Consider the following 14,583-nt stretch of genomic DNA (forward strand, 5'->3'; position numbering starts at 1 on the left):
ATAAAACTTTTACACAATTTTTAAGAAAAATTACGTTAAACATATAGTAACTTGCACTTTTAAAACAGAGACACGATGAACAACATAAAAATACTTTGGGTTGATGACGAAATCGACTTATTAAAGCCACATATTTTATTCTTAGAAAAGAAAAATTACGACGTAACTACTTGCAATAACGGACAAGATGCAATTGATTTATATAAAGAAACCGCTTTTGATGTGGTTTTTTTAGATGAAAATATGCCAGGACTTTCGGGATTAGAAACACTTTCTGAAATGAAAGAATATAAATCTTCTACACCGGTAATTATGATTACAAAAAGTGAAGAAGAATATATTATGGAAGAAGCTATCGGTAGTAAAATTGCCGATTATTTGATAAAACCTGTAAATCCTAATCAGATTTTATTGAGTTTGAAGAAAAACTTAGACCATTCGCGTTTAATTTCTGAAAAAACAACTTTAGATTATCAGAAGGAATTCAGAAAAATTGCCATGGAAATGTCGATGGTGAATTCTTTTGACGAATGGGCAGAATTCTACAGAAAATTAGTGTATTGGGAAATAGAATTAGAAACTATTGAAGACCAAAATTTAATTCAGATTTTGGAAAGTCAGAAAGCAGAAGCCAATTTACAATTCGGAAAATTTATTGAACGTAATTACGAAGATTGGTTCGATGAAAAAGCGGATAAACCAATTCTTTCACATAAATTATTTGGTGAATTTGTAGCGCCAGAAATTCGTAAAAAAGACAAACCAATTCTTTTCGTAGTTATTGATAATTTACGTTTGGATCAATGGAAAATTTTTGAAAGCATTGTATTTAATCATTACAAAGTGGAGAAAGAAGCCAACTACTACTCTATTTTACCAACGGCGACTCAGTATGCCAGAAATGCGATTTTCTCAGGATTATTGCCTTTAGAAATGGAGAAAAAATTCCCTCAATATTGGAAAAATGATACAGAAGAAGGTGGAAAAAATTTACATGAAGCCGATTTCTTAAACGAACAATTAAAACGTTTAGGTTTAAATATTAAAAGTGAATACTATAAAATCACCAATTTACGTGATGGAAAGAAACTAGTCGATAATTTTAAAGCATGTAAAAACAACGACTTAACTACTGTTGTGTACAATTTCGTAGATATGTTATCGCATGCCAAAACGGAAATGGATGTTGTAAAAGAACTTGCTTCAAATGACAAAGCCTATCGTTCTCTAACGTTGAGTTGGTTTAAAAATTCGCCGTTGTTAGAAATGATTCAACAAGCGCAACAAATGGGTTTCAAACTAATTATCACAACCGATCACGGAACGATTAATTGTAAAAATCCATCAAAAGTCATTGGTGATAAAAATACAAGTTTAAATTTACGATACAAAACCGGTAGAAGTTTAACTTACGAAGATAAAGACGTTTATGCTGTAAAAGATCCTAAGAAAATTGGCTTACCTTCGATTAACATGACCAGTTCGTATATTTTTGCAAAAAGCGATTACTTTTTAGCTTACGTAAACAACTTTAATCATTATGTAAGTTATTACCGAAATACGTATCAACACGGAGGAATTTCGTTAGAAGAAATGATTATTCCATGTATAGTTTTAAATCCGAAATAATAAAATCTTAATAAATGGTGACTGAGGCTCTCGAAGTCACCATTAAATAAAAGAAAAAATGACTGCAACTTTTACCTTAGAAGAAATAAATAAAGTAGCCAAAGACATATTAGCCACACCTAATTTAAAAAAAGTAATTACGTTTCACGCTACAATGGGCGTTGGAAAAACCACTTTAATTAAGGAATTAGTTAAAGAATTAGGCGTTACAGGAAATTCTAGTAGTCCGACTTTTTCATTAGTTAACGAATATGAGTCTAAAACTGGAGAAATTATTTATCATTTTGATTTATATCGAATAAATAATGAATTAGAAGCGTACGATATGGGAATTGACGAATATTTTTATTCTGGAAATTGGTGTTTTATTGAATGGCCAGAAAAAGTACCGCATTTGTTACCTTTAGATCATGCATCGATTGTAATTAGAAGTTTACCAAATGGAAAAAGAGAATTGCTTTTAAAAAATGATTAGATAGGTACACGGATTTAGCAGATTAAAACTGATAAACGCTGATTTTTATTTTTTTATATTTTCTCAAAAACTTCTTAAGAACTTTATGACTATACATTTGTCATATTTGAGAAAATTACTTAATTTGGCTACAAATTCGAAATAACCATGTCTATCTATTCTCCATTTTCAGCCAAACAATTACTTCCGCAAGAAGAAAAATTGGAAATTGCCAAACACAAAAGTGAATTGTTTATTGGAATTCCAAAAGAAACTTCATACCAAGAACGTCGTATTTGTTTAACACCAGACGCTGTAAGTTCATTAGTTAGTCATGGACACCGCGTAATGGTAGAATGTGGTGCTGGAAAAAACGCCAGTTTTTCAGATAAAGATTATTCGGATGCTGGAGCTGAGGTGACTCATGATACGAAAAAAATATTTTCTTGTCCGATTATATTAAAAGTCGAACCACCAACTTTGGAGGAAATTGATATGATGAATATGGAAGCGATTCTGATTTCAGCCATTCAATTAAAAACTCAAAAAAAGGAATATTTCGAAGCGATTACCAAAAAGAAAATTACCTCATTAGCTTTCGAATTCATTAAAGATAGCGATGGTTCTTATCCAGCGGTGAAATCGTTAAGTGAAATTGCAGGAACAGCTTCGGTTTTAATTGCAGCAGAATTAATGATTAATAATAATGACGGAAAAGGGTTGCTTTTTGGAAATATTACTGGAGTTCCACCAACCGAAGTTGTTATTTTAGGCGCTGGAACTGTCGCAGAATATGCTGTAAGAACCGCTTTAAGTTTAGGTGCCAACGTAAAAGTTTTTGATAATTCGATTACGAAATTACGCCGTTTACAAAATACTTTAAACCAACGAATTTTCACTTCTACGATTCATGATAAAGCACTTTTAAAAGCGATTCGTCGTTGCGATGTTGCTATTGGTGCGCTTCGCGGTAAAAACAGAACGCCAATTGTGGTTACCGAATCTATGGTGGATCATATGAAAAAAGGTGCTGTAATTGTAGATGTAAGTATTGATACTGGTGGTTGTTTTGAAACTTCAGAAATTACCACCCATGAAAATCCGACTTTTATAAAAAGTAACGTAATACATTATTGTGTACCAAATATTCCTTCGCGTTATTCTAAAACAGCGAGTATTTCTATAAGTAATATTATTTCTCCTATACTGATTCAAATTGCAGAAGACGGCGGAATTGAAGCTGCTATTCGTTGCAACAAAGGATTAAAAAACGGAATTTACTTTTATCATGGAATTTTAACCAACAAACCAATAGCCGATTGGTTTAATTTAGAACATAGAGATATTAACTTGATTGTGTTTTAAGTTTAAAAAAAAACTTAAAATTTATACTATTTTTTTCAAATTGAAAATATCAATTTGGAATTGTTTATGCCTTTTTCTTAAACCCATATAACTTTAAAGAGATTTTTTTTTGTAAGAAAAAAATAATTTTAGACAATTGTTAAAAAAGTAGGATTCATTTTTGTATTAATTAACATATAATTCAATAAAATGAATTCAAAAATATGAAATTATCAATTTTAAAACTTTAAAATTTAGTATTCCACAAAAAATAAAGATAAAATTTATTAAATTAATAATAAAAAAATATCATTAAAATGGATGAAATTGTTATTTTTTAGTGTTTTTATTGAATTTTCCCTAAAAATTAAACTTTTTCTTTGAAAATAAAATTCTTACAATTAATATTGCATAACCAATTAACCAATTAATTAAATTTTTATGAAAAAAATTGTTTTATCACTTGCTATTGTAAGTTTGCTTTTTTCTTGTAACAAACAAGAAGACTCTATCACTACTACTGATGGAAATTTAGCAGAAACCGTTGGAAAAAGAGGCTGTTTTTCAGATGAACATTTGAAAAATCAACTTGCTGCAGATCCAACTTTAGCAAATAGAATGGAAGAGTTTGAATTAAAAGCTGCTGAGGCAATTGCACAAGGTAGAATCGTTAACGGAGTTTTAGAAATTCCTGTAGTTGTAAATGTTTTATACAGAACTACTGCCGAAAACATTTCTCTAGCTCAAATTCAATCACAAATTGATGTATTAAATAAAGATTTTAATGCAACTAACTCAGATTACAATACAGCAAACAATCCTTACAGCAGTGTAAGAGCTAATGTTGGAATTCGTTTCGTTTTAGACCAAGTTATCAGAAAGTCTACTACTAAGACTTCTTGGGGAACTAATGACGCTATGAAAAAATCTACTCAAGGTGGTTTAAATCCAACTTCACCTACTACAAAACTTAACTTTTGGGTTTGTACAATTGGTGGTGGAATCTTAGGTTATGCTCAATTTCCTGGTGGTGCATCTGCAACTGATGGTGTAGTTTGTGATGGAAAATATGTTGGAACAACTGGTACTGCAACGTATCCATTTAACTTAGGTAGAACTGCAACTCACGAAGTTGGACACTGGATGAATTTACGTCATATTTGGGGTGATGCAACTTGTGGATCAGATTTAGTTTCTGATACTCCAGTTCACAATGCTGCAAATAGCGGAGTTCCTGCAGTTGGACACAGAAGTACTTGTTCTGGTACACCATTAGAAATGTACATGAACTACATGGACTACACTGATGACAGAGGAATGTATATGTTCTCTGGAGGTCAAAAAACTAGAATGTTAGCTATTTTTAACGTTGGTGGTTCTAGAGCTTCTTTCAGATAGTATTTAAAAAAATATAATCAATAAATTAATCCCGAATAGTTGAAAAGCTATTCGGGATTTTTTATATTTGAAAAAAATAACGATGATAAAATCAAAAGACATTTCTAACGCTTTGCTTAGAACCATATTTATCCTTTTAGGAATTTTAATATGTGGATATTTCTTGTTTTCAATTTCATCTATTATTATCTATGTTATCACAGCAATATTGTTAAGCTTTGTTGCTGAACCTATATGTTTTTTTCTCCAAAAACGATTTAAATTCAACAGAACAGTAGCCATTGTTTGTTCGTTAGTCTTTTTTATTTTAATCATTTTTGGAATAATAATGTTATTTGTTCCCTTAATTTTAGGGCAAAGTAAAAATTTATCCTTACTTGATATTAATTCCTTAGAAAAAAACTACACTGTTTTTATAGATAATGTAGATATTTCTCTACAAGAATATGGTATTAATTATGAAAAATATTTTAATGTTCAGAAAATTACACAATCCTTTAATTTCAACTTCATTACAGATATTTTAAACTCAATTATTGGTTCTATTGGGAATTTCGGAATGGCTTTGTTCTCCATATTTTTCATTTGTTTCTTTATTTTAAATGATCAAAAATTAGTTACTGATAATTTAAGAGCTGTTTTACCCGATAATAATAGATGGCGTATTATTGCTTCCTTATTGCGAATTAAAAATATGCTTGCTAAATATGCCATTGGATTATTATTGCAATTATTAATTGTTTTTATATTATATTTAATTGTATTGTTGATTTTTGGAGTAGAAAACGCTTTTATCATTGCTTTACTTGGTGCTATTTTAAATATCATTCCTTACATCGGACCTATTATTGCATTAGTAATGACGGCGTTTTTAACCATGTTGGGCCATATTAACGAAGATTTTCAAACTGTAGTTTTACCAACAACTTTATATGTGATTATTGGCTATTTCATTGTGCAATTGATAGATAATAATTTCAGTCAGCCAATAATTTTTTCAAAAAGTACAAATTCGCATCCTTTAGAAATATTTTTAGTTACTATTATTTCAGGTACTTTACTTGGAATTGTAGGAATGATAGTTGCCGTTCCTCTTTATACAGCTGCTAAAGTAGTTTTAAAAGAATTTTATCCTAAAAATACTTTTATTGAAATTTTAACCAGAGGTTTATAATGAATTTAAGCATACTCACAACTGAAATTCAGGACTTTATAAGTAATTCGTTACAAGCCAACATTTCAAAGTTAGCATTGTCTAAAAATCCTTTTCCTGAAGTAGATTGGAAAGAAGTGATTAATCAAATTGTTTCTAAAAACAAATCGAAAAGTAAATTACCCACTTGGTTTTCCACTAATGGAATTTATTACCCACCAAGTATTTCTATTGAACAAACTTCTTCAGAAATCACAGCAAAATATAAATCAGAATTGCTTTCAGGAAAATCTATTATCGATTTAACAGGTGGATTTGGTGTAGATTGTTATTATTTTTCGAAAAAGTTTGAAAAAGTTACTCATTGTGAAAAAAACACAGAACTTTCATTTATTGTCAAACACAATTACGAAAAACTAAACGTTAAAAACATTGAATGCATTGGCGAAAACAGTACTGAAGTGCTATCCAATACAAAAACTAATTTCGATTGGATTTATATTGATCCGAGTCGAAGAAGCGATATAAAAGGCAAAGTTTTTTTATTAAAAGATTGCTTACCAAATGTTCCAGCTAATTTAGATTTATATTTTTCGAAAAGTAAAAATATCATAATTAAAACTGCACCTATTTTAGATATTACAGCTGGAATTAACGAATTAAATCACATCAAATCCATTCATATTATTGCCATAGACAACGAGGTAAAAGAATTATTATGGATTTTAGAAAAAGATTATGTTGGAGAAATTGAAATTACTTCGATAAATATTCAAAAAGAAAAAACAGATTCAAATAGTTTTATTTTAGGTCAAAATACACCCGCTTCATTTGCTTTACCCAATATGTTTTTATACGAACCAAACGCGCCATTATTAAAATCGGGCTGTTCTGATAATTTAAGTAAAACACTGGGAATTGACAAGTTACATCCACATTCACATTTGTTCACGAATATGAAATTGATAGATTTCCCTGGAAGAAGATTTATCGTAGAAACCGTTATTCCCTTTAAAAAAGAAGAATTAAAGAAACACATAGAAGGCAAAAAAATGAATATTACCACACGTAATTTCCCTTTAGCCGTAGAAGAAATTAGAAAGAAATATAAAATTGCTGAAGGTGGAAAGGTGTATACTTTTTTCAGTACCAACATCAATGACGAAAAAATTGTTTTAATTTGCAATAAAATATAAAAACCCAAAATGAACACATTCTTTAAATTAGCAGCATTCCTTTTATTAAGTAACCTCTCATTTTCACAAGATAAAACTTGCGATTTTGAAATTGACATCATTACAGATTCTTCAAGTACTCGAGTTTTAAAAGATAAAATTATTGATGAAAGTGTATTTGGATATACTACTTCATTTTTAACCTTCAAGTTATTTGAAGTTGATGGTTTTTTAGGTGTAAATTTCCAGTATTTACAAAAAAGTAAAGATTTTTTATCGCCAATTTGTATTGATAAAAACACAAAAATGGTTTTAGAATTATCAAACGGAAAACAAGTTAAGTTAGTAAACTCAAATGAAATTGTAGTTTGTAACGATTTACAATATGATGCTGTAAACAAAAATAATGTCCGTGTTTTAAACGGTTTCTTTTATTTTTCTCCAGAAAATTTTCAAGATTTAAAAACGGAAAAAGTATACTTAATTAAAATAACAGCCAATACAGGTGATGTAAATTTTGTAATTAAGCCAGAACTTAACTCAGAAATTTATAAAACAAAATCAACTCCAGATACTTATTTTATAGACCATTTGAAGTGTTTGTGGATTTAGAAAAACTTTTTACAAAAAAAAAGGACTTAAATTTAATTTTAAGTCCTTTTTTTTATTCTATATCCTATCAAAATACATTGCTTTTACAATACCATCCGATAATCCAATTTTTGGCACGTAAATGTGGTTGGCGCCACTCCATTTCATCGCACTTAAATAAATGGTAAGTGCTGGGATGATTACGTCGGCGCGGTCTGTGTTTAAACCTAATTCGGCGATACGTTGTTCGTAAGTTAATGAGTTAAAATAATCAAACTGTGTTTTTAAATATTTATAAGTCAAAGGTTTGTCTTGCATTTTTCCTGATAACTTGAACGTTTTATTAATGTTTCCACCCGAACCAATCATGATTATGTTGTCTAAACCTACAGTGTTGGTTTTAATCCATTTTTCAATTTCTTGCCAAACGACTTCGTTTACCATATTGTTCAACAAACGAACCGTTCCGTTTTTAAACGATTTAGAAACCACCATTTTTCCATTAGAAAACAGAGAGAATTCGGTACTTCCACCACCAACATCAACGTATAAATAGTTTTCGTTAGTTTTTATAAACTGATGTAAATCAGATGAAGCGATAATTGCAGCTTCTTTTTTTCCATCGATAATATCAATTTTTATATCTGCTTTTTTCTTGATAATTTCTGTCACTTCTTTTCCGTTATACGCTTCACGCATCGCAGAAGTAGCGCAAGCCATGTATTTTTCTACCTTGTAAACTTTCATTAATAATTTGAAAGCTTTCATGGCGTCAATCATTCTGTCGATGTTTTCTTCAGAGATTTCGCCAACGGTAAAAGCATCTTGTCCTAAACGAATGGGCACACGAATTAAGGCACTTTTATTAAATTGTACTTCTTTCCCTTTTTGCTCAATAATATTCATGATTAACAAACGCATGGCGTTGGAACCAATATCTATTGCAGCATATTTTTTTATTTGAATCATTAATTTGTTTTTTATTAGCCAAGAAATCTATAAAACTTCAGTTATTACTTCTAACTTGTTTTGGTAATGTTTGTACATTTCTTGTTGCGCTCTAAATGGTTTTTCATCGCCACGTTTTCTATATTGATTTTCAAACTTATCAGAATGTAAACGCGCTTTTACGTTAGCTTTCCAACCGATTTCGAAAGTTTCAATTAAATCATTTTTGATTTCAATATCGTAAATCGGACAGGTTACTTCTACTCGAGCATCAATATTTCTGGTCATAAAATCGGCAGAAGAAATAAACACTTCTGGATCGTCATTATTACAGAAAATAAACAAGCGCGAATGTTCTAAGTAATTATCAACAATACTTATCGCTTCAATGTTTTCGCTTAATTTTTTCACGCCGGGTACCAAACAACAAATTCCTCTAATTATCAATTTAACTTTTACACCAGCCAAACTTGCATCGTATAATTTATCAATCATTTTATAATCCGATAAACTATTCATTTTCAAATTAACATATGCTGGTTTACCTTCTAAAGCGTTTTTGATTTCTCTATCGATTAACTTCACAAAACGAGAACGCGTGTAATGTGGTGAAACTATTAAGTGTTTGTAACGATGCACTCTGTAATTCACTTCGAAAAATTCAAAAACTTTAGAAATATCTTTTAAAATTTTAGAATTACTTGTAAACAAAGTCACATCCGTATAAATTTTTGCAGAAGATTCACTAAAATTTCCTGTTGAAACAAAACCGTATCTAGTAATTTCATCATCTTTTTCAACACGTTCCACCACACAAATTTTACTGTGCACTTTTAAACCTTTCACACCAAAAATAAGATTGATACCTTCTTCTTGCATTTGTTCCGCGTACGAAATGTTACTTGCTTCATCAAAACGCGCTTGTAATTCAATTTGAACCGTTACTTTTTTACCATTTTTGGCTGCATTTATTAACGAACTCACAATTTGTGAATTTTTAGACAAACGGTATAAAGTAATTTTTATCGATTGCACTTTTGGATCTAAAGCAGCTTCTCTCAAAAATCGAATTACGTACGAAAACGATTGGTAAGGTGCGTGTAATAAGTAATCTTTTTCTTTGATACTTTCTAACATACTTCCGTCTAAGGTTAAACCCTGAATAGGTAACGGAACATTTTGTTTGTATAATAAATCGTAGCGACCTAAATTCGGAAAATCCATATAATCTCTACGATTATGGTATCTTCCACCTGGAATTATCGAATCGGAACTATCAATTTTCATTCTACTTAAGAAGAAATCGAGTGTGTCTTTATCAATTGCTTGATCATAAACAAATCGAACAGGTTCTCCTACTCTACGTTCTTTAACGCTGTACGAGATTTTTTCAATAAAACTTTTACTTAAATCGGAATCAAATTCTAGCTGTGCATCACGTGTGATTTTAATCATGTGAGCATCGATACTATCATAATCGAAAATATTAAAAATACTATCGATACTGTATCTGATAACATCATCAAGAAGTATTATATGTTGTTTTTCGGAGTTGGATGGTAAAACTACAAATCGGTTAATCGTTTTTGGAATTTCCACGATTGCATATCTAATTTCTCTATCGTTTAATAATTGAGAAATGATACCTGCTTTGTTTTTTTTCATCACTAATTTCACCGCTAAATACCCAGAAGTATCCTTAATTAAAGGAAATTCCACTAAGTCATTTAACATGATAGTTACTAATTCTGGACTTACTTTTTGAATGAAAAAGTCTTTAATAAAGGCTGACTGTTGTTTATTAATTTCTTTTTCGTTGATGATATAAATACCTTCTTTTTCTAATTTTTTTTCGATGTCATTTAATATTCTTAAACTTTCCGATTGGTGTTCAATTACAATTTCGGTAATATCTTTTAATAATTGATCGGCACTTATGTCACCTAAAATGGGTTTTGTGTCTATATTTTCAAGACTCATTCTTCTTATCGCGGCATATCTCACACGAAAAAATTCATCTAAATTGTTGGAAAAAATCCCTAAAAATCTCAATCTATCTAATAAGGGTACATTTTGATCGGCAGCTTCCTGTAGTACTCGCGCGTTAAATGTTAGCCAGCTTTTTTCTCTATCAATGTATGGGTTCATTCTTTATCTTACTTCTAATTAATTTTGGAAAGAGTATGTTTTTAACTTTTCCTTTTTTTATATTCAACCAATTATCTTCATTAAATTCAATTTGTACAACACCTGCAGTAGGCACATTATCAATATGTTGGTTTCCATATTTATTTACAAAACTTGTGATAGCATCATTATGACCGAATAAAATAATGTTTTCAAACCTGTTGTCACACATTCTAATTTTGTCATATAACTCCTTATAATCAAAAGCATACAAATCTTTTCTAAAGATAATATTTTCGATAGGAATTAACAAATTTTGTGCAAAAATATAACATGTTTCTTGAGTTCGTTTTGCGATACTACTCCATACCACAAACTTATTTGGAAGAAATTTGTTGATTTTAGAAGAAATTAGAAAAGCGTCATTAACACCTCTTTGCGATAATGGTCTATCGATATCACTTAGCGGAAAATCCCAACTTGATTTTGCATGTCGTATTAAAATTAAATTTTTCATAAGTTAATAATTTAGTGAAATTTAAAAGTAATTAAAATTTTTAACTAATTACATATCAGTTAGTTGTATTTAACAGATTTTATGATACCATTTAACGATTTTAATCACATTTGTTGTTAAAATAGAAAAATATTGAAGTAAATTTGAAATATCATTCTTAAAAACATAACGAATTAATTGAATAGCATTAAATCAATTAATTTTATTTTAGAACACCTCTCTTTTGCTTTTAGAACGCAACTACAACTTGTTCTAAAAAATAAATTCAAAGAAACTTAGTTGAAAGAATAAACAAGAGTTAAGAAAAAAGTTACTGTATTAACACTTTAAGTAATGAAATTTAACTATTTATTTATCAAATTGTTACTATATATAGATTTTATAATACCTTATAACGATTTTATACTACTTTGTGTAAAACATTGAAAATAATTGCTTTAAATTTGAAACAGAAAAGATATAATAAATTCATTTATTTGTATAACAATAAAAATAAAAACGAAAAAACAACCCCAAATTATCTTATAAATTTTTAAGATAGAAATATGAAAAGGAAGTTTATACTAAATTTCAAAAGTTAACTTAAAAACTAAATTATCTCAAATTCTTATAAAGAATATCAACTTGACCTCGGTCTTTATTATTCCTAAAAGTATAACCCAAAATATATTTTAGTCATATAATAAAGAAAAATAATTGTCTGTTAATTAGTTGTATTAAAGAATACCAACCTAACCATTAAACTCTATTATTTTTAAAAAAGTACACCCAAATACATTTATAAGATATCTAGAGAAAACTCATAATTGAAAAATTAATCTAATAAAACAACAGTTTAAAACGCTAAACTGAAGAGGTATTGTTACCTCAAATTTAAAATAACTTCAACCTCCTAAAACGAAATAATATGGGAACAAAACTAACTTTATACGCAGTAACGGTTTTTATTTCTTCACTAAAATATAAACTAATTATTATTTTCTTGATTTTAAATTCAGCATTTAGTTTTTCACAAACTTGTAGTGCTAATTTAGATGTGTCAAAAGGTAGAAAAACAAGAAGTACTTCTAGTAGTGGAACTTATTACAAAATGACTATTACCAATAATGGCATTAGTAATGACATTTACACACTATCTTCTCAAAATACAAATGGAAGCTGCAGCAATAGCGATAATAGTAGCACTACATCCAATGTTATTTTAAACATATCATTTACAGATATTAATTTAAATTCAATTTCTACTATCTCAGTAAATTCTGGAGAAACTTTAACTTTTTTTGTTCATGTTACCGTACCAGTTGGAACTCCAATTAACAAATGGTGTTGCACTCAAATAACTGCTTCTTCAGGTGTTTGTGAAAATTACTATGCTAATTCTTCATTACACACCCTTGTAATTAATTCTAATGACAATTGATTTCGTCAGATTCAACCTTAAAATAATTTGATATGAAAAAATTTATACAATTTTTCAGAAAAATTCGAGATGTTAAATACATATATCTTAAAATATTACTTATTTTTTCATCTTCTCTTACATTTGGACAAACTATTACACCAACAAAAACGGTTGTTCAAAATGTAAGTTCGTGTGGCATTATTGATGTAGAATTAAAAGTTGTGGGTGCTAACCCAATAGCTAGACCATTAGAAGTTGTTCTAGTTATTGATAGATCTGGAAGTATGACGAGCGGTAGCCCAGACACTTCTATGGATCATGCAAAAGATGCAGCTATAGATTTCATCAATAACATCTTTTCGTTAGCAAACAACCCTACAGGATTAAATAAAGTTGCAATTGTCTCCTATGCTGACACTGCAACAATCAATCAAGTTTTAACTTTATCTAGTGGTAAAGCTGGATTAATATCAATTGTAAATGGTTTGAATGCAAATGGAGCAACAAATATTCAAGACGGAATTGTAAAAGCCGATAATGAATTAACTGCTCATGGTAGTTTTAATTGCAACACCTCTAGAAGTATTATTCTTTTGACAGATGGTGTTGCAAATAGAACAGGTCCAAGTGGTTCATCATGTTCTGGAGGTACTGGTGGTACTTGTATTCAAAGTGCAATTACTGCAGCTACAAATGCAAAAACTACTACAGTTTCAAGTGTTGTATATAATAACCAAATATTTTCTGTTGGTTTGTTTGGAGGAATATCTGGAACTGATCAAACAAATGCAACATACTGTTTAAATAATATCCAATCAGGTGGGGCTTTCTTTACTGAAAGCGCTGCAAACTTAACTGGAATTTACTCACAAATACTGAATCAAATTTCCTGGGTTGCAGCACAAATTCCTGGAACTGCATTTAATAAAGAAACCGTAAATAATAACTTCAACATTGTTGCAGGATCCATTTCTGTATCTAAAGGTACATTTGTGCAAACCGGACAAGTAATTGATTGGAATATCGATTTTCTTAATACTGAAACAATAACTTTAAAATATCGATTAACACCAAAACCTAATATTTGTGGAGATAATATTGTTAGTACATCTAGACTTGATTACTTAAATTCAAACTGTCTTGCAACATTTCAAAATGTAACAACCCCTAATTATTGTGTCCCATGTGCTCCTATATTATCAGCACTACCAAGTCCAACAACAATTAATTGTCCAACAACCCCTAGTTTTATAACTCCAACAGTTACAAATGGTTGTTTAAGCACTTCTTTAACATTTGTAGATGTAACAACACCAAGTACAGCATGTCCTTTAAAATATTCAATTAAAAGAACTTGGACAGCTAGTAATTCTTGTTACTCAGCAACTGCTTCGCAAACTATAAATGTACAAGATGTTACACCTCCTGTTATAGCACCTCTTCCTGCAATCTCAACTATTAATTGTCCTGCAGTTCCAAGCTTTGCAACTGCAACTGCAACTGATGCTTGTGGTGGAACTGTAACTTTAACTTTTGCAGATGTTACGACACCAAGTACAGCATGTCCATTAAAATATTCTATCACTAGAACTTGGACTGCGAAAGACAATTGTAATAATACTTCAACCGCTTCGCAAACTATAAATGTACAGGATGTTACTGCGCCAGTTATAGCACCGCTTCCTGCAATCTCAACTATTAATTGTCCTGCCGTACCAAGTTTTGCTACCGCAACGGCAACTGATGCTTGTGGCGGTCCTGTAACTCTAACTTTTGCAGATGTTACGACACCAAGTACAGCATGTCCATTAAAATATTCTATCACTAGAACTTGGACTGCGAAAG

At 29.9% G+C, this 14,583-nt stretch carries 12 protein-coding genes; 9 read left to right on the top strand and 3 right to left on the bottom strand.

All coding sequences use genetic code 11. The features are described 5' to 3' along the window. Nucleotides 1-75: 75 nt before the first annotated feature. The 7 genes from porX to G6N05_RS04770 all read left to right on the top strand — a co-directional run bounded on the left by porX (nucleotide 76) and on the right by G6N05_RS04770 (nucleotide 7,765). Nucleotides 76-1,629, top strand: coding sequence for a T9SS response regulator signal transducer PorX (gene porX, locus G6N05_RS04740; RefSeq protein ID WP_166125392.1), 1,554 nt, complete (start codon nucleotides 76-78; stop codon nucleotides 1,627-1,629). A gap of 58 nt (nucleotides 1,630-1,687) precedes the next feature. Further along, on the top strand, nucleotides 1,688-2,104 hold the full coding sequence (gene tsaE, locus G6N05_RS04745; RefSeq protein WP_166125393.1) for a tRNA (adenosine(37)-N6)-threonylcarbamoyltransferase complex ATPase subunit type 1 TsaE: 417 nt from the start codon (nucleotides 1,688-1,690) through the stop codon (nucleotides 2,102-2,104). A 147-nt stretch (nucleotides 2,105-2,251) separates the two neighbouring features. Further along, nucleotides 2,252-3,448 carry an alanine dehydrogenase gene (locus tag G6N05_RS04750; RefSeq protein ID WP_166125394.1) on the top strand — a complete coding sequence of 399 codons (1,197 nt, stop codon included), beginning with the start codon at nucleotides 2,252-2,254 and terminating at the stop codon, nucleotides 3,446-3,448. Between the two features lie 420 nt (nucleotides 3,449-3,868). Further along, nucleotides 3,869-4,825, top strand: a complete 957-nt coding sequence (locus tag G6N05_RS04755) for a zinc metalloprotease (RefSeq protein ID WP_166125395.1) — start codon at nucleotides 3,869-3,871, stop codon at nucleotides 4,823-4,825. Between the two features lie 82 nt (nucleotides 4,826-4,907). Next, nucleotides 4,908-5,999 (top strand): AI-2E family transporter, encoded by a 1,092-nt coding sequence (locus G6N05_RS04760; RefSeq protein WP_166125396.1) that lies wholly within the window; start codon nucleotides 4,908-4,910, stop codon nucleotides 5,997-5,999. Continuing rightward, on the top strand, nucleotides 5,999-7,174 hold the full coding sequence (locus G6N05_RS04765) for a THUMP-like domain-containing protein (RefSeq protein WP_166125397.1): 1,176 nt from the start codon (nucleotides 5,999-6,001) through the stop codon (nucleotides 7,172-7,174). The genes G6N05_RS04760 and G6N05_RS04765 overlap by 1 nt, the downstream gene beginning before the upstream one ends. Before the next feature lie 9 nt (nucleotides 7,175-7,183). Beyond that, on the top strand, nucleotides 7,184-7,765 hold the full coding sequence (locus G6N05_RS04770; RefSeq protein WP_166125398.1) for a hypothetical protein: 582 nt from the start codon (nucleotides 7,184-7,186) through the stop codon (nucleotides 7,763-7,765). Nucleotides 7,766-7,822: 57 nt separating this feature from the next. Here the strand turns inward: G6N05_RS04770 and G6N05_RS04775 are convergent, their stop codons facing one another. The 3 genes from G6N05_RS04775 to G6N05_RS04785 are packed head-to-tail and all read right to left on the bottom strand — an operon-like array spanning nucleotide 7,823 to nucleotide 11,336. Continuing rightward, on the bottom strand, nucleotides 7,823-8,713 hold the full coding sequence (locus G6N05_RS04775; RefSeq protein WP_166125399.1) for a Ppx/GppA phosphatase family protein: 891 nt from the start codon (nucleotides 8,711-8,713) through the stop codon (nucleotides 7,823-7,825). 27 nt (nucleotides 8,714-8,740) lie between these two features. After that, the gene (ppk1, locus tag G6N05_RS04780; RefSeq protein ID WP_166125400.1) at nucleotides 8,741-10,840 is read right to left on the bottom strand and encodes a polyphosphate kinase 1; all 2,100 of its coding nucleotides are present in this window, start codon (nucleotides 10,838-10,840) and stop codon (nucleotides 8,741-8,743) included. Next, entirely contained in the window at nucleotides 10,824-11,336 is a 513-nt protein-coding gene (locus tag G6N05_RS04785) for a SixA phosphatase family protein (protein ID WP_166125401.1), read from the bottom strand. The genes ppk1 and G6N05_RS04785 overlap by 17 nt, the downstream gene beginning before the upstream one ends. A gap of 907 nt (nucleotides 11,337-12,243) precedes the next feature. On the opposite strand from G6N05_RS04785, the gene G6N05_RS04790 reads away from it, so the two are divergent. Together G6N05_RS04790 and G6N05_RS04795 are read left to right on the top strand one after the other, a co-directional pair. After that, nucleotides 12,244-12,756 (top strand): hypothetical protein, encoded by a 513-nt coding sequence (locus G6N05_RS04790; protein WP_166125402.1) that lies wholly within the window; start codon nucleotides 12,244-12,246, stop codon nucleotides 12,754-12,756. 32 nt (nucleotides 12,757-12,788) lie between these two features. Further along, nucleotides 12,789-14,583 (top strand): VWA domain-containing protein (locus tag G6N05_RS04795; RefSeq protein WP_166125403.1); only part of this gene is annotated, 1,795 nt, incomplete at its 3' end.

The sequence above is a fragment of the Flavobacterium bernardetii genome, from assembly GCF_011305415.1.
Taxonomy (GTDB): domain Bacteria; phylum Bacteroidota; class Bacteroidia; order Flavobacteriales; family Flavobacteriaceae; genus Flavobacterium; species Flavobacterium bernardetii.